The 19,351-nt window shown below is 70.6% G+C and carries 13 protein-coding genes; 10 read left to right on the top strand and 3 right to left on the bottom strand.

The window, feature by feature from the left end; genetic code table 11:
* Positions 1-8 precede the first annotated feature (8 nt).
* The 8 genes from MOJ79_RS09365 (at position 9) to MOJ79_RS09330 (ending at position 11,499) form a co-directional block, all read left to right on the top strand.
* Positions 9-977: an adenylate/guanylate cyclase domain-containing protein gene (locus tag MOJ79_RS09365; protein WP_241923912.1), complete on the top strand. Its 969-nt coding sequence runs from the start codon at positions 9-11 to the stop codon at positions 975-977.
* A 7-nt stretch (positions 978-984) separates the two neighbouring features.
* Complete coding sequence (locus MOJ79_RS09360; protein WP_241923911.1) at positions 985-4,158, top strand: hybrid sensor histidine kinase/response regulator; 3,174 nt, start codon at positions 985-987, stop codon at positions 4,156-4,158.
* Between the two features lie 64 nt (positions 4,159-4,222).
* On the top strand, positions 4,223-5,314 hold the full coding sequence (gene hemH, locus MOJ79_RS09355) for a ferrochelatase (protein WP_241923910.1): 1,092 nt from the start codon (positions 4,223-4,225) through the stop codon (positions 5,312-5,314).
* An 8-nt stretch (positions 5,315-5,322) separates the two neighbouring features.
* Positions 5,323-5,790 carry an RNA-binding S4 domain-containing protein gene (locus MOJ79_RS09350; protein ID WP_241923909.1) on the top strand — a complete coding sequence of 156 codons (468 nt, stop codon included), beginning with the start codon at positions 5,323-5,325 and terminating at the stop codon, positions 5,788-5,790.
* A 114-nt stretch (positions 5,791-5,904) separates the two neighbouring features.
* Entirely contained in the window at positions 5,905-6,420 is a 516-nt protein-coding gene (gene grpE / locus MOJ79_RS09345) for a nucleotide exchange factor GrpE (protein ID WP_241923908.1), read from the top strand.
* An 84-nt stretch (positions 6,421-6,504) separates the two neighbouring features.
* Positions 6,505-8,433, top strand: coding sequence for a molecular chaperone DnaK (dnaK, locus tag MOJ79_RS09340; protein WP_241923907.1), 1,929 nt, complete (start codon positions 6,505-6,507; stop codon positions 8,431-8,433).
* A 112-nt stretch (positions 8,434-8,545) separates the two neighbouring features.
* Positions 8,546-9,688: a molecular chaperone DnaJ gene (dnaJ, locus tag MOJ79_RS09335; protein ID WP_241923906.1), complete on the top strand. Its 1,143-nt coding sequence runs from the start codon at positions 8,546-8,548 to the stop codon at positions 9,686-9,688.
* A gap of 134 nt (positions 9,689-9,822) precedes the next feature.
* The gene (locus MOJ79_RS09330) at positions 9,823-11,499 is read left to right on the top strand and encodes a response regulator (RefSeq protein ID WP_241923905.1); all 1,677 of its coding nucleotides are present in this window, start codon (positions 9,823-9,825) and stop codon (positions 11,497-11,499) included.
* Between the two features lie 10 nt (positions 11,500-11,509).
* On the opposite strand, the gene MOJ79_RS09325 is transcribed toward MOJ79_RS09330, so the two are convergent.
* The 3 genes from MOJ79_RS09325 to MOJ79_RS09315 form a co-directional block, all read right to left on the bottom strand.
* A complete protein-coding gene (locus MOJ79_RS09325; RefSeq protein WP_241923904.1) occupies positions 11,510-12,637 on the bottom strand; it encodes a PA0069 family radical SAM protein in 1,128 nt (375 codons plus the stop codon).
* Positions 12,638-12,851: 214 nt separating this feature from the next.
* Positions 12,852-13,964: a hypothetical protein gene (locus MOJ79_RS09320; RefSeq protein WP_241923903.1), complete on the bottom strand. Its 1,113-nt coding sequence runs from the start codon at positions 13,962-13,964 to the stop codon at positions 12,852-12,854.
* Positions 13,965-14,463: 499 nt separating this feature from the next.
* Positions 14,464-16,200 carry a hypothetical protein gene (locus tag MOJ79_RS09315; RefSeq protein ID WP_241923902.1) on the bottom strand — a complete coding sequence of 579 codons (1,737 nt, stop codon included), beginning with the start codon at positions 16,198-16,200 and terminating at the stop codon, positions 14,464-14,466.
* A 706-nt stretch (positions 16,201-16,906) separates the two neighbouring features.
* Between MOJ79_RS09315 and MOJ79_RS09310 the strand changes: the two genes are divergently transcribed.
* Together MOJ79_RS09310 and MOJ79_RS09305 are read left to right on the top strand one after the other, a co-directional pair.
* On the top strand, positions 16,907-18,652 hold the full coding sequence (locus MOJ79_RS09310; protein WP_241923901.1) for a sensor histidine kinase: 1,746 nt from the start codon (positions 16,907-16,909) through the stop codon (positions 18,650-18,652).
* Positions 18,649-19,281 (top strand): response regulator, encoded by a 633-nt coding sequence (locus MOJ79_RS09305; RefSeq protein ID WP_241923900.1) that lies wholly within the window; start codon positions 18,649-18,651, stop codon positions 19,279-19,281. The genes MOJ79_RS09310 and MOJ79_RS09305 overlap by 4 nt, the downstream gene beginning before the upstream one ends.
* Positions 19,282-19,351: the final 70 nt, after the last annotated feature.

The following is a 19,351-nucleotide window of genomic DNA, read 5'->3' as shown; positions in this document are numbered from 1 at the left end:
GGCGCGCCATGACGCGCATCCTCGAACGCACCGTGATGTTCGCCGACCTGCGCGGCAGCACCGGGCTGTACGAGACGCTCGGCAACGCCGAGGCGACGTCGGTCGTCACGCACACGGTGGGCGCGCTGTGCAGCACCGTTGCGGCGCACGGCGGACACGTCGTCAAGACGCTCGGCGACGGGCTGATGGCGGTGTTCGACCGCCCGCAGCAGGCGCTCGACGCGGCCGATGCGATGCACGACACGCTCGCCCGCCTGGTGTCGCGCGGCGGCGAACGCGGCGCATCGTCGGGGCTGCGCGGGCTGCGGCTGCAAGTCGGCATGGCGCGCGGCGAGGTTGTCGAGATGGCCGGCGACTGCTACGGCGACGCCGTCAACGTCGCCGCGCGCCTGCTCGAGCACGCCGGCGACAACGAGACGCTCGTCACCGCCGAGGTTCTGCAGGGATTCGCCGGCGAGCACCGCCGGCGCTTCCGCGACCTCGACCGCATCCGGCTGCGCGGCCGTGCCGAGCCGGTGCAGGTGCACCTGCTGAGCAAGACCGGCCCGCCCGACGAGCAGACGACGCAGTTCGGCGACGTGCCGCCGCCCGAGGAGCCCCAGGGGCTGCGCCTGACCTGGCTCGACCACTGCCGCGAATTCGACCTGCACGAGCTGCCCGTCGTGCTCGGCCGCAGCCCGCAGGCGAGCTTCTGCGTCGACGACTCGCGCGTGTCGCGCTCGCACGCGCGCATCGACTGGCACAGCGGCGCGTTCCAGCTCACCGACCTGAGCTTCAACGGCACCTACGTGCGCTTCGGCACCGAAACCGAGGTGCTGTCGCTGCGCCGCGGCACCTGCGCGCTGCACGGGCACGGCGTCATCGGGCTCGGGGCCTCGCCGCTGGACGTGAGCCCCACGATCGTGCGCTTCGAGGTGCTGCGCCCTCACGCGACGACACCGTCGAGTGCCGCCGGCCGGCCAGCGGCGCGCGCCTGAGCGTTCCGTGTCGTCGCTGCCGACCCTCGAACCGATGCCGGCGCGCACGCCGCTGCTGCACCGCCAGGAAGTCGCCCGCCTGCGTGCGCTCGAGGCGCTGGCCATCCTCGACACCGCCCCCGAGCCCGCCTTCGACGCGCTCGTGCGTGCCGCCGCCCACGCCGCCGGCGCTGGCGGCGCGCGGCTGCACCTCGTCACGGCGCAGCACGTGTGGCCGAAGGCGGCCCACGGTCCGCTCGCCGTCACGGCCGCGCGCGCCGGCAGCGCGTGCGCCGACGTCGTCGCCGCGGATGCCGCACGCCTGCTCGCGGCCACGACGCCCGCGGCCAGCGGGCTGCCCGGCGTGCACGCCTACGCCGGCGTGCCGGTGCACGTCGACGCACTGCCGGTGGGCACGCTGTGCGCCATCGACACGGTGCCGCGCCCCGACTGGGGGGACGACACGCTGGCGCACCTGCGCGACCTGGCCCGCGTCGCCTCGGCACTGCTCGAGGCGCGGCGCCGCGAACAGCAGAGCCAGCTGCGCCAGCAGCGCGTGCGCGACGCCAGCCGCGCCGGCTCCGACTGGCTGTGGGAGACCGACGCCGACGGCCGCATCGTGTGGGTCTCCGACGACGTCACGACGCACCTCGGGCTCGACGCCGACGCGCTGCTCGGCGTGCCGCTGGCCGAGCTGCACCGCCCGCGTGGCGACGAGACCGCCGCGCAGTGGCACGCCTTCGCGACCGCGTGGCGCGAGCGCCGTGCCTTCGACGACGCGATCGGCGACACCGACACGCCACGCGGGCGCGTCAGCGTCGCGTTCGGCGGCGTGCCGGTGTTCGACTTCGGTGGCCACTTCAGCGGCTACCGCGGTGCCGGCCGCGTCGTCACCGACGAGCTCGTGGCGCAGCTCGCCGCGCGCCGCGCCGAGGCGCTGCTGCGCGACACGCTCGACGGCCTGCCGGCCGGCGTGGCCGTCAGCGACGCCGCCGGGCGCGTCGTGCTCGCCAACCGAGCGTGGTACGCGCAGCTCGGTGACTCGAGCACGCCACCCGGTCCGCTGACGTGGCCGTCGCTGGTGCGTCACTTCGCGTACCAGGGGCACTACCCCGACGCGGTGGGCCGCGAGGAGGAGTTCATCGCGTGGCGGCTGGGGCTGGACGCCGAGCAGCCCACGCCGCGCGAGCTGCGCTGGCGCAACGGCTGGGGGCTCGTGATCGACCAGCGGCTGCCCAGCGGCCACGTCGTGCACCTGTCGGTCGACCAGACCGCGCAGAAGAACGCCGAGCGCGCGCTCGCGGCGCTGCAGCGGCGCCAGCTCGAGTCCGACGCGCAGCTCAGCGCGGTCCTCGCCGCGGTGCCCGACCTGTGGTTCGTCATCGACGCGCAGGGCCGCTACGCGCGCGTCAGCTCGCCGCGCCATCCGTCGCTGATGCGCCCGTTCGAGGACCTCGTCGGACGCCCGTTCGAGGACGGCCTGCCGCCGGCGGTGGCGGGGCTCGCTGGCGAAGCGATGCAGCGTGCGCGCACGCTCGGGCGCGTGCAGCGCTTCGAGTACGCGCTGACGATGTCCGACGGACACGAGCGCCACTTCGAGGCGCGCGTGTCGCCGATGCCTGGCGGCGAGCTGCTGTACCTGACACGCGACCTGACCGAGCTGCGCAGCCTCGAACGCGACGTGCTGCTGATGCAGCGCGTGTTCGAGTCGCCGGCGTCGCTGCCGATCATCATCGCCGACGTGCAGCACGGGGCCCCGGCGCTGGTCTACGTCAACACCGCGTTCGAGCAGCTCGGCGGCTGGCGTCGCGACGAGGTCATCGGCCGCCCGTTCGACTTCTTCGCCGCCCCCGACGCCCCGGGCCGTGCGCTGCTGACCGAGGCGCTGCGCCGCCGCGGCGACGCCACCGTCGTCGTCGACGGGTGTCGCCGCGACGGCAGCCGCTTCGTCAACGAGCTGACGATCGTCGCCGCGCGCGACGCCGCCGGCCGCACGACGCACCTGATCGGCCTGCTGCACGACCTCAGCGAGCGCCAGCAGGCCGAGAAGGCGCGCCAGGAGAAGCTCGTCGCCGAGATGGCCAGCCGCAGCAAGACCGAGTTCATGTCGCGCATGAGCCACGAGATGCGCACGCCGCTGAACGCGATCATCGGCTTCGCGCAGCTGCTGCGGCTGCGCTCGGGGGCGCGGCTCGACCACGTCGACCACATCCTCGACGCCGGGCGCCACCTGCTGACGCTGGTCAACGATGTGCTCGACCTGCAGCGCGTCGAGGCCGGCGAGCTCGCGCTGCAGCTGCGCCCGGTGGCGCTGAGCCCGCTGATCGACGAGTGCCTGACGATGCTCGGCCCCTTGGCCGACGCGCGCGCCGTGCACCAGCGCCGCGACCCCGACGCCGCGCCGCTGCACGCGCTGGCCGACGCGCAGCGTCTGCGCCAGGTGCTGCTCAACATCGGCTCGAACGCGGTCAAGTACAACCGCCCGGCCGGCCGCGTCGAATGGTCCGTCGCCGCCGGCGAGGCCGGCCGCGTCGTCGTCACGATCGCCGACACCGGCGCCGGCATGACGCCCGACCAGCTCGCGCGCCTGTTCCAGCCGTTCGAGCGCCTCGGGCGCGAGACCTCGACGATCGAGGGCACCGGGCTCGGGCTCGTCATCGCACGGCGCCTGGTCGAGGCGATGCACGGCCGCCTGACGCTCGCCAGCCAGCCCGGCGCCGGCACGCAGGTGCGCATCGAGCTGCCGGCGGCCGCCGCGCCGGCCGAGGTCGAGCCGGCGCAGGCCACGCCGTCGCGCCCGCTGCCACTGTCGCCGGCGCCACTGCGGCTGCTGTACGTCGAGGACAACCGCATCAACGCGCTGCTGTTCGAGGAGGCGCTGCGCCGCCACACCGAGTTCGAGCTGCGCGTGGCCGAGGACGGCCGCGAGGCGCTCGAGCTCGTCGGCCAGTGGTGCCCCGACGTGCTCGTGCTCGACGCGAACCTGCCCGGCGCCAGCGGCCACGAGGTGCTGCGCCGCCTGCGCGAGCACCCCCCGCTGGCCGATGCGCCGGCGTTCATGTGCTCGGCCGACGCGATGCCCGAAGACGTGCAGCGCGCGCTCGCCGCGGGCTTCCGCGGCTACTGGACCAAGCCACTGGACATCGACGCCGTGCTCGACGAGCTGCACGCGCTGCGCGCACAGCTGCTCGGCCCGCGCTGACGCGGCGGCCCCGCGCAGTCCCCTGCCGCCGGCCGCCGGACGCGCATCGCCGACAATCGTCGCGATGGACTTCCACCCCGAACCCCCGTACCACCACGGACAGCCGCCGCGCACCGCGGTGCTGCTGGTGGCCCTGGGAACGCCCGAGGCGCCCACCGCGCCGGCGCTGCGCAGCTACCTGCGCCAGTTCCTCAGCGACCCGCGCGTGGTCGAGATCCCGAACCCGTGGTGGTGGCTGATCCTTCACGGCGTCATCCTGCGCAAGCGGCCGGCCGAGTCGGCGGTCAAGTACGCCACCGTGTGGACGCCCGAGGGCTCGCCGCTGGCCGTGTGGACCGACAAGCAGGCCAAGCTGCTCGGCGGCTACCTCGGCGAGCGCGGCCACCGCGTGCTGGTGCGCCACGCGATGCGCTACGGCGAGCCGTCGGTGGCGCGCGTGCTCGACGAGCTCAAGGCGCAGGGCGTGCGGCGTGTGCTCGTGCTGCCGCTGTACCCGCAGTACGCGGCAGCCACCACCGCCAGCGTCGTCGACGCGGTCGGCGCGTGGGCACGCCACGTGCGCCAGCTGCCCGAGCTGCGCTTCGTCGCGCGCTTCCACGACGACACCGGCTACATCGACGCGCTCGCGCGCCGCGTGCTCGACCACTGGCAGGCGCACGGCCGCGGCGAGCGGCTGCTGCTGTCGTTCCACGGCGTGCCGCACCGCACGCTGATGCTCGGCGACCCGTACCACTGCGAGTGCCGCAAGACGGCGCGCCTGCTCGGCGAGCGTCTCGGGCTGTCGCCCGACGACGTCGTCGTCGCGTTCCAGAGCCGCTTCGGCAAGGCGCGCTGGCTCGAGCCGTACACCGAGCCGACGCTGCGCCAGCTCGCCGCGCAGGGCATCAGGCGCGTCGACGTGATGTGCCCCGGCTTCGTCGCCGACTGCCTCGAGACGCTGGAAGAAATCGCCGGCGAGGCCAGGCAGGCCTTCCTGCACGCCGGCGGCCGCGAGTTCCACTACATCCCATGCCTGAACGACCGCCCCGAGTGGATCGCCGCGCTGGCCGACATCGCCACGCGCCACATGCAGGGCTGGGACACGACCAGCCCGCCCGACGAGGCGGCGCTGCGGCGGCAGCGCGAGCTGGCGCTGGCGTTGGGTGCGAAGGACTGAGCGTGCCGATGGTCCGGCCCGCCGACGCACGGCGCGACACCGCCGCCGACCACGGCCACCCCGCGGGCCGCGTGCGCCTGGACAAGTGGCTGTGGGCCGCGCGCTGGTTCAAGACGCGCAGCCTGGCCGCCGACGAAGTCGAGCGCGGACGCGTGCTCGTCAACGGCGCGCCGGCCAAACCGGCGCGCGACGTCAAGCCCGGCGACGTGCTGACGATCCGCCAGGGCGACGTGCGCCACGAGGTGCGCGTCGTCGCGCTGGCGACGGTGCGGGGCCCGGCGCCGGTGGCGCAGGCGCTGTACGAGGAGACGCCGGCCAGCGTGCAGGCGCGCCGCGAGGCCGCCGAGCGGCGCCGCCAGGGCGTCGAGCCGGCGCTGGCGATCACCCACGGCCGCCCGACCAAGCACGACCGGCGTGAGCTGACGCGCGTCAAGGCGTCGTGGCAGCGCTGGAGCGCGTCGCTCGACGGCGACTGAAGCGCCGCGCCGCCGCGGCGCCGCCCCTTGAAATCCCTGCCGCCGTCCCCACTTCGCCGCTGTCCGTTCGTTTCCGGCAACGACTCGCCCACCGACCGCCCCACAGCCCACACGATGAATTCCAACGAACCGAGCCCGGCCACCGCCGAGGGCCCCGCCGCCGAGTCCGCCGCCTCGCCCGAGGCGCGGCTGGCCGAACTGGAGGCCAAGCACGCCGAGATGGCCGACGCCTACCTGCGCGCGAAAGCCGAAGTCGAGAACACCCGCCGCCGCGCCGAGGAGGAGATCGCCAAGGCGCGCAAGTACGCCGTCGAATCGTTCGCCGAGAGCCTGCTGCCGGTGCGCGACAGCCTCGAGGCGGCGATCGCCAACGCCAACGCCACCCCTGAGCAGGTGCTCGAGGGCGTGCACGCGACGCTGCGCCAGCTCGTGGCCGCGCTCGAGCGCAACAAGGTCGTCGAGGTCAACCCGCCGGTGGGCACCAAGTTCGACCCGCACCAGCACCAGGCGATCAGCGTCGTGCCCGCCGACCAGGAGCCCAACACCGTCGTCGCGGTGCTGCAAAAGGGCTACCTGATCGCCGACCGCGTGCTGCGCCCGGCGCTCGTCACCGTCGCCGCCGCGAAATGACGCCGGCGGCACGCGGGGCTTGAAAGCCCGTGCCGCAGCCGCAACTCACCGACATCCAAATTCCGCATCCAGGAGTCCAACGACATGGGAAAGATCATCGGCATCGACCTCGGCACCACGAACTCGTGCGTGGCCATCATGGAAGGCAACACGCCGAAGGTGATCGAGAACAGCGAGGGCGCGCGCACGACGCCGTCGATCGTCGCCTACCAGGAGGATGGTGAGATCCTCGTCGGCGCCAGCGCCAAGCGCCAGGCGGTCACGAACCCGAAGAACACGCTGTTCGCCGTCAAGCGCCTGATCGGTCGCAAGTTCACCGAGAAGGAAGTGCAGAAGGACATCGACCTGATGCCCTACAAGATCGTGCCCGCCGACAACGGCGACGCGTGGGTCGAGGTGCGCGGCAAGAAGCTCGCGCCGCCGCAGGTCAGCGCCGAAGTGCTGCGCAAGATGAAGAAGACCGCCGAGGACTACCTCGGCGAGCCGGTGACCGAAGCCGTGATCACGGTGCCGGCGTACTTCAACGACAGCCAGCGCCAGGCGACGAAGGACGCCGGCCGCATCGCCGGTCTGGAAGTCAAGCGCATCATCAACGAGCCCACCGCGGCCGCGCTCGCGTTCGGCCTCGACAAGGCCGGCAAGGGTGACCGCAAGATCGCCGTCTACGACCTCGGCGGCGGCACGTTCGACATCTCGATCATCGAGATCGCCGACGTCGACGGCGAGAAGCAGTTCGAGGTGCTGTCGACCAACGGCGACACGTTCCTCGGCGGCGAGGACTTCGACCAGCGCATCATCGACTACATCGTCACCGAGTTCAAGAAGGAACAGGGCGTCGACCTGACGAAGGACGTGCTCGCGCTGCAGCGGCTGAAGGAAGCCGCCGAGAAGGCCAAGATCGAGCTGTCGAACACGACGCAGACCGACATCAACCTGCCGTACATCACGGCCGACGCGAGCGGGCCGAAGCACCTGAACATCAAGCTCACGCGCGCCAAGCTCGAGGCCCTCGTCGAGGACCTGATCGAGCGCACGATCGAGCCGTGCCGCATCGCGATCAAGGACGCCGGCATCAAGACGAGCGACATCGACGACGTGATCCTCGTCGGCGGCATGACGCGCATGCCCAAGGTGCAGGAGAAGGTCAAGGAGTTCTTCGGCAAGGAGCCGCGCAAGGACGTCAACCCCGACGAGGCGGTGGCGATCGGCGCCGCGATCCAGGGCCAGGTGCTCGGCGGCGAGCGCAAGGACGTGCTGCTGCTCGACGTCACGCCGCTGTCGCTGGGCATCGAGACGCTGGGCGGCGTGATGACCAAGATGATCAAGAAGAACACCACGATCCCGACCAAGTTCAGCCAGGTGTTCTCGACCGCCGACGACAACCAGCCGGCAGTGACGATCAAGGTCTACCAGGGCGAGCGCGAGATGGCCGCGGGCAACAAGTGCCTGGGCGAGTTCAACCTCGAGGGCATCCCGCCGGCGCCGCGCGGCGTGCCGCAGATCGAGGTCACGTTCGACATCGACGCCAACGGCATCCTGCACGTCAGCGCCAAGGACAAGGGCACCGGCAAGGAGAACAAGATCACGATCAAGGCCAACTCGGGCCTGACCGAGGCCGAGATCGAGAAGATGGTCAAGGACGCCGAGCTCAACGCCGCCGAGGACCACCGCAAGTTCGAGCTCGCGCAGGCGCGCAACCAGGCCGACGCGATGGTGCACAGCGTGCGCAAGAGCCTGGCCGAGCACGGTGACAAGCTCGACGCCACCGAGAAGGAGAAGATCGAGGCGGCGCTGAAGGACGCCGAGGCGGCGATCAAGGGCGACGACAAGGCCGAGATCGAGAAGAAGACCGAGGCGCTGATGGCGGCCAGCCAGAAGCTCGGCGAGAAGATGTACGCCGACGCGCAGGCGGCAGCCGGCGCGGCGGGCGCCGCCGGCGCGCAGGAGCAGCCGCAGTCCAAGCCGGCCGACGACAACGTCGTCGACGCCGAGTTCAAGGAAGTCAAGAAGTGACCTCCGGCACGGCCCTCACGGGCCGGCCGGACGTCGTCGCCGCGCTGGGGTGACGCGCCGCGTCGTCACCCCCGCGCGGCGGTTCCGTTTCTGAACCTCGCATCGCTTTCCCATGGCAGCCAAGCGCGACTACTACGAGGTCCTGGGCGTTGCGCGCAACGCCTCCGACGACGACATCAAGAAGGCCTACCGCAAGCTGGCCATGAAGTACCACCCTGACCGCAACCAGGGTGACGAGGCGAAGAAGGCCGAGGAGAAGTTCAAGGAGGCCAAGGAAGCCTACGAGATGCTCTCCGACCCGCAAAAGCGCGCCGCGTACGACCAGTTCGGCCACGCGGGCGTCGACCCGAACATGGGCATGGGCCGCGGCGGGCCGGGCCCCGACGGTTTCGGCGGCTTCGCCGAGGCGTTCGGCGACATCTTCGGCGACCTGTTCGGCGCGGCCGGTGGGCGCCGAGGCGGCAAGCAGGTCTACCGCGGCAGCGACCTGAGCTACGCGATGGAGATCACGCTCGAGGAGGCCGCGCACGGCAAGGAGACGCAGATCCGCATCCCGAGCTGGGACAACTGCGAGACCTGCCACGGCAGCGGCGCCAAGCCCGGCACCAGCCCCAAGACCTGCCCGTCGTGCGGCGGCTCGGGCACGGTGCACCTGCGCCAGGGCTTCTTCAGCATCCAGCAGACCTGCCCGCACTGCCACGGCAGCGGCAAGATCATCCCCGAGCCGTGCCCGTCATGCGGCGGCGCGGGCAAGATCAAGAAGCAAAAGACGCTCGAGGTCAAGATCCCGGCCGGCATCAACGAGGGCATGCGCATCCGCTCGGCCGGCAACGGCGAGCCGGGCACCAACGGCGGCCCGCCGGGCGACCTGTACATCGAGATCCGCATCAAACCGCACGAGGTCTTCGAGCGCGACGGCGACGACCTGCACTGCACCGTGCCGGTCGGGCTGACGACCGCCGCGCTCGGCGGCACGATCGAGGTGCCCACGCTCGGCGGTAAGGCCGAGATCGAGCTGCCCGAAGGCACGCAGCACGGCAAGACCTTCCGCCTGCGCGGCAAGGGCATCAAGGGGCTGCGCTCGAGCTACCCCGGCGACCTGTACTGCCACATCGCGGTCGAGACGCCGGTCAAGCTGACCGAGCACCAGAAGAAGCTGCTGCGCGAACTCGACGAGAGCTTCCGCAGGGGCGGCGACCGCCACTCGCCCAACGCCAAGAGCTGGACCGACCGCGTCAAGGACCTGTTCAAGTAGGAAGTAGGCGAGCCTCCGGCGCGCCACCCGGCGGCGCGCGCGGCTCAAGTCCCGCGCCGCGGGGCCGATACACCGGCGATGGCCCCCGCCCCCTCGACCGTCACCGCGCGCCCGGGCGGCGCGCCCGCGCGCGCATGAAAGGGGTCGACCGCGACATCGTGCAGGCCAAGGCGCTGCTCGTCGACCCGAACCCGACGTCGCGCAGCATCATGGCCGCGCAGCTGCGCGAGATCGGCGTGGGCAGCGTCACACAGTGCGGACGGCTGCTCGACGCACGACGCATGCTCGAGCACCGCACGTTCGACATCGTGCTGTGCGAGAGCCACTTCCCGGATGAGACGACGACGGGACAGCAGCTGCTCGACGACCTGCGCCGCGCGCAGCTGCTGCCGTTCTCGACCGTGTTCGTGATGATCACGGCCGAGGCCACCTACGACAAGGTCGCCGAGGCGGCCGAGGCCGCGCTCGACAGCTACCTGCTCAAGCCGCACACCGCCGCCGCGCTGGCCGAGCGCGTGCAGCAGGCGCGCGCGCGCAAGAAGGCGCTGCACGACATCTTCGGCGCCATCGAGGCCGGCGACCTCGAGCTCGCCGCGCAGCGCTGCATGAAGCGCTTCCACGACCGCGCGCCGTACTGGCTGTACGCCGCGCGCATCGGCGCCGAACTGCTGCTGCGTCTGTCGCGCCCCGACGCGGCGCAGAAGCTGTACGAGGCCGTGATCGCCGCCAAGACGCTGCCGTGGGCGCGGCTGGGCGTCGCGCGCGCGCTGGCCGAAGGCGGCGCGGCCGGCAACGCGCTGCGCACGCTCGAGGCGCTGATCGCCGACGAGCCCGCCTACGCCGATGCCTACGACGTGATGGGTCGCCTGCAGTTCGAACAGGGCCAGGTCGACGCGGCGATGGCCACGTTCCGCCAGGCGGCCGAGCTGACGCCGTCATCGGTCGGACGGCTGCAGAAGCACGGCGTGCTCGCGTTCTACGCGGGCGAGCTCGCCGACGCCGCGCGCGCGCTCGAGCGCGCCGTCGCGCTGGGCATCGGCTCGCGCCAGTTCGACGCGCAGACGCTGGTGCTGCTGGGCTTCCTGCGCCTGGCCGAGCGCGACGGCAAGGGGCTGCAGCGCTGCCTCGAACACGTCGAGCACCTGACCACGCGCGACGGTGCCGACACCGTGCGGCTCGCCCGCTTCACGCAGGTGCTGCGGGTGCTGCAGGCGCTGCTGCGCAAACAGCTCGCCGACGCCGTCGCGCGCATCAAGCGCATCGTCGACGACAGCGCGAGCGACGACTTCGACGTCGAGGCCGCCTGCAACCTGCTGACGACGCTGGCGCACCTGGGCACGGCCGAGATCGAGCTGCCCGACGCCGACGCGTGGGTCGACGCCGTCGCGCTGCGCCACTGTGCGTCCAAGGGCATCACCGAGCTGCTCGCGCGCGCCGCCGCGCACCACCCGCCGCTGGCCGAGCGCGTGCGCGCTGGCCACGCCCGCGTGCTCGCGCTGGCCGAGGCGGCGATGGCGCACAAGGTGGCCGGCGACGTCGGCGCCACGGTGCGCGAGCTGCTCGCGCACACCGAGCGCACGCGCAACCCCAAGCTGCTCGAGACGGCGGCGATGACGCTCAAGCGCTACCGCGACGACATCAACGAGGCCGACGCGCTGCAGCGCCGGCTCGACGCACTGCGCCCGTGCGTGGGCCGCGTGCCTGCCGCGCCGCGGCTGGGCGCCGAGGGCGGCCGCCAGGCCGGCGGCATCGCGCTGCGCACGCCATTGCCGGCCGCCGCTGCGGCCACCGCGCCGGCGGCGCTGGCCTGAACGGCGCACCTCAGAACAGGCTCGCCTGCCTCGCGTCGCGCGGCGGTTCGTCCATCGGCTTGCGGAAGCCCGAGAAGTCCATCTCGATGCGCTGCCGGTTCAGCCCGAGCCGCGCCGCGGCTTTCGCGACGCGCTGACGCAGCAGCTGCGCCCACACGCCCTGCCCCGTCATGCGGGTGCCGAAACGCGCGTCGTTGTCGCGCCCGCCGCGCATCTCGCGGATGCGCGCCATCACGCGCGCCGCGCGATCGGGGAAGTGGTGCTGCAGCCAGTCCTGGAACAGCGGGTTCACTTCCCACGGCAGCCGCAGCACGATGCTGAAAGCGGCCTGCGCGCCGGCGGCCGCCGCCGCTTCGAGGATGCGCTCGACCTCGGGCTCGTTGACGAACGGGATCACAGGCGACACGCTCACCCCCACCGGCACGCCGGCCTGCGCCAGCGTCGCGATCGTGCGCAGCCGGCGCTGCGGCGACGCGGCGCGCGGCTCCATGATGCGCGCGAGCGCCGGGTCGAGCGTGGTCAGCGATACGTAGACCGCCGCGCGCTTCGCGTGCGCCATCGGCGCGATCAGGTCCAGGTCGCGCTCGACGCCGGCCGACTTGGTGACGATCGCGAACGGGTGCGCACAGCCGGCCAGCACCTCGATCACGCCGCGCGTGATGCGCAGCCGCCGCTCGGCGGGCTGGTAGGCGTCGGTGGCCGAGCCGATGTTGATCAGCGACGGCTCGTAGGCGCGGCTCGCCAGCGCCTCGCGCAGCCGCTGCGCGGCGTTGACCTTGGCGACGATGCGCGTCTCGAAGTCCAGCCCCGGCGACAGGTTCAGGTAGCCGTGCGTCGGCCGCGCGTAGCAGTAGATGCAGCCGTGCTCGCAGCCGCGGTACGGGTTGATCGACAGGTCGAAACCGATGTCGGGCGAGTCGTTGCCCGACAGGATCGAGCCCACGTGCTGCTCGATGACGACCGTGCCCGGCGCCAGCCGCTCCTCGGTGGCCATCTGCTGCAGCGTGCCCCAGCCATCGTCGAAGACCTCGCGCTCGTCACGCTCGAAGCGGTGCGCGATCGCCCAGGCGGTGCCGCGGCCTTTGCGGTGCAGGTGGATGGGGACGGCGGGCGACGTGGCGGGGATGGCGGGCTGCATACTGTAAATATATACAGCTTTCGCCCAAGCGCCAATCACCCGCGATCAGCCATCTTCCGTCGGACACGATTGCATTCGACCCCCATCGCGCCGATGCCACGGAGGAGCCGCACGGCGTGAACAGTGGTCGCCGCGCTGCGCCTCAAAGATGTTGGCCTTGGCAAGCGGCGACTGGCCGGCGGTGTTCAGGCGGGCAGGAAACGTGGCGCCTGCCTCACCTGTTCCGCATCACGTCGACCAGCTGCTGGTTGAATGCCTGCAAACCCTGCAGGATCAGCCGCGACGTGGCCGGCCCGTCAAGTTCCATCGCCATCTCCACTGTCTTGGATTTGCTGGCAGCCACACCCATCAGGCTGCTGAGCATCTGCAGCCCTCGAACGGCCGCGTCGCTTTGCGTGTCGTAGCCCCCGACCTCGCGCATCACGGCGAACGAGCCCGGGATCACGGCCGCCTTGGGCATGCGCAGCATCCCGGCATCGGCATGACCTTGCGCGACGACGTAGCCGGCCGGCGCCGTCAGGCTCATCTCGGGTCGTGCCGCGGTGCTGGCCCCGTCCTGATTCAGGATCGAAGAGCCAGAGCCCGAAGACTCCAGCGCCGCGAAGTTCACGACGACGCCGACCGTCAGCGCCTCGAGCTTGTTCTTGACGTAGTCGATGCGTGTCCCGATGTTGCCGGCGCCCAGGCCGGCGAAGCTGCGCGGATGCAACTTCATGCCGCTGGGCGCGAACACCATGTACTTGCGCTTGGTGTAGCCCAGGTCCTGCTCTTCATACACGGGCGCCTCGGCGGTGCTGGCCGGCTCCGTGGTGGGGTAGACCGCCCCATGTTGAGCGACGAACGCGGCGGCCGGCTCCAGGACGATGCCTGCCGCCTGCAATCGCTGCAGAAAGTCGGCATGGGCCTTGTCGGTGATGGCCTGCAACGCCGCCACGTCGACGCGCGGAACCTGATACTTGATCGACGAATGCGTGGCGCCGTAACTCACCCCGGGCAGGCGGCCGGCGCGGGTGCTGGCTGTCACCGCGCCGCTCACCTCGTACAGCACGCGGAACTCCGCCAGATAGAAGCGCTTGCCGGCGAGCTTCAGCTCGCCTTCGAAGTTCAGCGGCTGCGCGAGCGGTTCAAGCGGCTGCGCCAGCGCTTTGTCGACAGCGTCAACCGTGAGCAGCTGGGTCGCGCCACCGGCTGCGCTTGCGAGGGAAGCGAACTCGGCCTGCGACAGCGGCGTGCCGGCAAAGCCGTCGTCATCGGCCCGACAACCCTTGGCCCGCCCCAGCTTGTCCAGGAATTCGATACGGCCGCGCGCCATCCTGACCTTGTCCACCGCTGACTCCTGGGGCGCAGCGCCGCCAGGGGCCGTCGACGCCGTGCCTGCTGGCTTTCCAAAGAGACTTCCGAGGCCGCCCAGAATGCCCATGCCCGACGACCCCGAGGCGGCAGGAGGTGGACTACCCGCGGATGTCCCACCCTTCGGATCATTCTGGACCTCGCTGGGCTCGCGAACCCCAGCGTCGACAGTGCGCTGCAAGCCCTCCTTCTCCGACCGTATGCTCCGACAGTCCAACGCAATGTCGCCATCACGCACGACGCTGGAGGTCTGCGCTGCCACTGTGATCGACACGAGGCACAGGATCGCCAGCGAGCAGCGGCTGAATCGCCAGGACACCATGCATCACTCCTTGAACTGGTGCGACCTCACGGCCATTGGCCTGAACATCATTGCGCCGCCAGACGGCGAGATCGCTGCAAGCGGCGCAACCGACGCGATGCCGCTCGCCTGCCGGACCGCGAGCGGGCCGGCAGGCCGACGCGGCATCGCACTGTCAGTCATACACGTACTCGATCGTGTAGCGGTAGGTGGTGCCGGTCTGGCTCAACAGGTAGTCCATCACGACCGTACCGCGCGTCCCGTCGTAGGTGCAGCTGACGACGTTGCGCGTGCCGGCCGAGAACCACATCGCCAGCGCGATGCCACTGCTCGTGTCGCTGGACTGGACCGCCTGACAGAACTCGGCCTCGGTCAGCGGCCGCAGCGCTTCGTTGTTGGTGGTGCTCGACGACGAACCGAAGCTGATCGTCACCCGACCGACCAGGCGTCCGGTGCCTCCGGTGCCGGCACTGGAGGGAGCCAATTCGGCATCCTTGGTCCACGCCGTGGCTGCGTTCCCCCACAGCGAGCCCGCCGTCGGGTCCATGCGCAGGACCAGCCCCAGCCTCGAGGCCTGTTCGCCGCTGAAAAAGGCCCGTACGTAGACCGTATGCCGTGTCGGCGCCGCCGAGCCGCTTTGGCACTCCCCGATGGCTCCAACACCCGACACGGTGACGTCGCTGATGCGCAACTGCGACAGATGCGGATGGCCATAGCCCCCTGCGGTGACGATCGAGCACTGCTTGCCGTCCATCGTGAACGTCAGGTCCAGACCCAGGCGCCCGCTGGCGAAATCGGCCTTGGCGCTGCCGGTGAAGGGGCCGATCGTCGTCATCTGCGCGCTGAAGTTGCCCCAGGTCATGGGCGTCTGCGCAACCAATGTGTAGCTCGCCTGCCCGGTCGTGGGCATGGCCGTGGCGGGCAGGCCGACGGCGTAGTGGAAGCCGGCATAAGGCGTCAGCACCGGTGCTGCGAGGTTGTAGTAGGTGCCGGACCACGTGCCGTCGTACCAGCGGCCGATGGTCAGGGGTCCACCGTCGTTCCACGCGTCACTGTGCAGGCTGCCACGATCCAGCGATTCGTTCGGGTTCGCGGTGTAGGACTGCAGGCCTGCGCTGCCGCTGAAGGTCGCTGACACATCGGTTCGCAGATCGATGCCGATCTGCGGCGCGCCGTAGGCGATGACGTAGCCACTTCCCGACGCGGGCGGCGTCGAGCCGCCTCCGCCGCTGCTGCTGCCGCCACCCGTGGCGGTGTTCGCGTACGCCGTCACCAGTGCCTGCGACAGGCTCTGGACCGACGACGCGAAGTCATTGCCTGCCGCGGCGACCTGCAGAAGTTCGGCGTAACTCATTCCGGCCGCCGACAGCGCTTGGGCGAAGGCTTCCAGGATGTCGTCGACGATGTTGCCGACCGTGGCAGTGAACGCGTCGCGGATCGGATCGACGGTACTCAGCGCGGGCAGCGCGAGAGCGTGCCGCACTCGCGCCTGCGCCGCTTCGAGTGCGGCGCTGTCGATGCGGCGAAGCGCGGCGGCGTCGAGCGACTGATACCACTGGCGAGGATCGCGGCCCACGAGGTTCGCGACGATGAGATCGGTCAGCGGCGTGATGTTCGTGACGCCGAGTTGCAGCGCCAGCGACGTGTATGCCTCGCCGGCCGGCAGGCTGCCACCGCTGACCTGCACGACGCAGGGCAGCGTATGGCCATCCAGCGTGACACGCCAGCCGCCGTCGCTGCCCGTCACCGCGACCGCCGCGGCGCCGCCTGCGCATTTCACGGCCACGTCACCACCGGCGATCGGCGTGCCGACGGCGGCAGTCCCGTAGAGATCGCCGGACACCACGGCGGGGGGGACGTCATCACCGCCTCCTCCGGTACACGCCGCCACCACCAGGGCGAACGACACCATGACCCATGCTTCGAACCACGCTCTGCGCATCTTCACCTCCTTCTGTCCATCCGCCAGCGAGCCTTCGAGTGAACCGTGTGCGAAACGATCGCGCCACCGGTGCAGCGGTGCCCCTCAGCGACCGAGCGGGCGGATTGTTCGAAGCCGCTGCGACATGACCGAATCCCGAGGTTGGGGGGAGGAAGCGGCGAGGCGCCGAAAACACGAAAAAATCGCCGCGCAGGGGAGGAGTCCCACGGGTCGCGTCCCACTCAGCGGCCCGTTGGTGACGACGCGACGACCACAGACCGCCCGCCATCAGCGATGTTTCGCAGACCAGCACGACTGATCTACGGATTGCTGGCAGCGTGTCTGCTGGGTGGCTTCGCAGTCACGCACACGGCGCTGCAGGCCCCTTCGCTTCAGTGGCGGCTCGACGTCTCGGCGACCGGCGAGAGCATCGTTGCCACACGTCCTCCCCCCGGCAGCTCGATGACCGAGGGTGCCATCGTGCTGCGTCTGGCCGCCCGCGGGATTGGAGCCGTGGATCTCGAGCCGCTCGATCTGCTCGAAGAACCGGACTATCTCGACACCTACGGGGAGATGTCCGTCTTCTTCGCCCGTCAGTCCCGCCTGGACGCGATCCTGCGTGCAGGCGAGGTCGAGGTGCAGTGGCAGAACGTGGACGGCACGGCCGGGCACGGCCGGGCACGGACGGTTCCAGCCGGTGGCGCGACGCCTGGGCGACCTGCCCGCAGCGTTCTGGTTCCAGATCGCGACGGGTTTCGCAGGCTTGCTGATCGCAGGGTGGGTCTACGTCGCGCGACCTCGCGACTGGGGTGCGCGCATGTTCGCGCTGACCGGCCTGGCCTTTCCGTTCGCGACATGCAGTGCCGCCATCTACAGCACGCGCGAGCTCGCGCTGCCCGAAGCGTTGTTTCGCGCGCTGTCGATGACCAACCACCTCGCATCGACCGTATTCGGGATGGCACTCGTTGCGCTGTTCGCCGTGTATCCGAAGCGTCTCGTCGACCCGAAATGGCTGCTGGCGCTGCCGGCAGTCTTCGTTCCCTGGTATCTGACCGATGCGCTGCAGCTGGCACCCGACTTGAACTGGGGCGTGCGGCTGCCCTTGCTGATCGAGCTGACGCTGGCCATCGCGCTGGCTGGCGCGCAGTGGCACGCCAGCCGTGAAGAACCGCTTGCCAGATCTGCGCTGCGCTGGTTCGCACTGTCGACGCTGGTGGGCTGCAGCCTGTTCATCGTCTTCGTGCCTGGGCACAGCCTGCTTGGATGGATACCGCCGCTGTCGCAGGGCTACGCGTTCGGCTTCTTTCTGATCATGTATGCCGGTATCGCGCTGGGGCTGCGACGCTACCGGCTGTTTGACGTCGATGCGTGGGCCTACAGGATCTGGTTATGGGTCGCCGGCGCGGGCATGGTCATCGCGATCGATCTGTTCCTGCTGATGCTCGGGATGCAGCAAGCGTTGTCTCTGGGTGGCGCCCTGCTGGTCGCCGGCTGGCTGTACTTTCCCCTGCGCCAATGGCTCTGGCAACGTCTGGTCGGACGTCCAGAAACTTCGCTCGAGGCGCTTGTACCGTCACTTGCCCAATTCGCGCTCCTGGATGACGCGCGCAGCCGCGCGACGTACTGGGATGCGATGCTCCAGCGCGCGTTCAGCGCGCTGCAAGTGTCCGACGCTGCCGATGGCGGCTCCGAGGTGACCGTACGCGACGACGGATTGGCGCTCTACGTGCCGGCGCTGGTCGACATGCCTGCACGTGCGCTGCGCTACGCGGGCCGTGGGCGACGGCTGTTTTCGACGCGGGACGCGAGCCTGGCGCGGACGTTGCATGGTCTGGTCGAACAGATCGTCACCGGCCGACTGGATCACGAGGAAATCGTGCGCCGTGAACGCCAGCGGCTGGCGCGCGACCTGCATGACAACCTCGGTGCCCGGCTGCTGCGCCTGATCCACCATCTTCGCGGCACACCCGACGGCGAGCTCGCGCGCGAAGCCATGCACGATCTGCGCGCGGCGGTCGCCGCCATCGACGCGCCGCCCTCGCTGCTTTGCGAGGCTCTGGCCGATTGGCGCGCCGAAGTCGAGAAGCGCTGCGCCGCAGCCGGCGTCGAACTCGTCTGGGAACAGCGCGACGCTCTGGGCGTGACTCTGCCACCACGCATCAAGGCCACACTGGGTTCGATGCTGCGCGAGGCGGTCACCAATGCCCTGAAGCATGCCCGGGCCCACCGGATCACGGTCGTCACGTCGGTGGACTGCGGTCATTGGCAGCTGACGGTAGCCAACGACGGCACGGCATCGCTGCCGACACAGTGGCACGAGGGCTTCGGTCTGAGAAGCCTGCGTTCTCGACTTCACGATCTGGGCGGCACGCTGCGACTGGACGGCGACGGCAGCACGGTACGACTGAGCCTGCAGGTGCCACTGAAGAATCTCAAACCATGAACGTGCTCATCGTCGAAGACATCCCGGAGTCGCAGGACATGCTGCGGGAAGTGGCGACCTCTGCGTTCGGCAGCGTCGAGTACGAATGCGTGGCCGACCTGGCGGGATCGCGCGCGCTCGGAAACCGCGAGTTCGCACTGGCATTGATCGACCTTTCTTTGCCGGATGGTTCAGGCACCGAGTTGATCCGGCGCATGACCGTGGAACAGCCTTCGTGCACCGTTGTCGTGACCACGATCTATGACGACGACGAGCACGTGTTCTCGGCACTGCGGGCTGGGGCCCAGGGTTACCTGCACAAGCACGAGCCCGTCGAGGACCTCGTGCGCCAGCTGCGCGGCATCCTCGACGGGCAGCCACCGCTGTCGCCGGCGATCGCCCGACGCATCCTGCAGTACTTCCGCGCCTTCAAGCCGAAAGCACCCGATGAGGCTCTGCTGTCACTGACCGCGCGTGAGCGCGAGGTTCTTGGGCTGCTGGCCCGGGGCATCAGCATCGCCGCGATCGCGCGCGAACTGACCATTTCGCCGTACACCGCCGGCGATCATGTCAAGAACATCTACCGCAAGCTGAACATCTCATCGCGCGCCGAGGCCGCGCTGGAGGCCCGCTCGCTCGGGCTGTTGTGACTCACCAGCCTTGCTTTCTCGGTCGGCACGGACGCGCGCAGCGCACCGGGCGTACCAGACCCTCGCCGAC

Source organism: Calidifontimicrobium sp. SYSU G02091 (assembly GCF_022631395.1).
GTDB classification, from domain to species: Bacteria; Pseudomonadota; Gammaproteobacteria; order Burkholderiales; family Burkholderiaceae_C; genus Calidifontimicrobium; species Calidifontimicrobium sediminis.
This window is presented reverse-complemented; position numbering and strand designations above follow the sequence as displayed.

Excerpts from the sequence above, each read along its gene's own strand:
- dnaJ (WP_241923906.1), top strand. The coding sequence starts at position 8,546 with ATGGCAGCCAAGCGCGACTACTACGAGGTCCTGGGCGTTGCGCGCAAC.
- MOJ79_RS09315 (WP_241923902.1), bottom strand. The coding sequence starts at position 16,200 with ATGGTGTCGTTCGCCCTGGTGGTGGCGGCGTGTACCGGAGGAGGCGGT.
- MOJ79_RS09305 (WP_241923900.1), top strand. The coding sequence starts at position 18,649 with ATGAACGTGCTCATCGTCGAAGACATCCCGGAGTCGCAGGACATGCTG.
- grpE (WP_241923908.1), top strand. The coding sequence starts at position 5,905 with ATGAATTCCAACGAACCGAGCCCGGCCACCGCCGAGGGCCCCGCCGCC.
- hemH (WP_241923910.1), top strand. The coding sequence starts at position 4,223 with ATGGACTTCCACCCCGAACCCCCGTACCACCACGGACAGCCGCCGCGC.
- dnaK (WP_241923907.1), top strand. The coding sequence starts at position 6,505 with ATGGGAAAGATCATCGGCATCGACCTCGGCACCACGAACTCGTGCGTG.
- MOJ79_RS09350 (WP_241923909.1), top strand. The coding sequence starts at position 5,323 with ATGGTCCGGCCCGCCGACGCACGGCGCGACACCGCCGCCGACCACGGC.
- MOJ79_RS09330 (WP_241923905.1), top strand. The coding sequence starts at position 9,823 with ATGAAAGGGGTCGACCGCGACATCGTGCAGGCCAAGGCGCTGCTCGTC.
- MOJ79_RS09325 (WP_241923904.1), bottom strand. The coding sequence starts at position 12,637 with ATGCAGCCCGCCATCCCCGCCACGTCGCCCGCCGTCCCCATCCACCTG.
- MOJ79_RS09365 (WP_241923912.1), top strand. The coding sequence starts at position 9 with ATGACGCGCATCCTCGAACGCACCGTGATGTTCGCCGACCTGCGCGGC.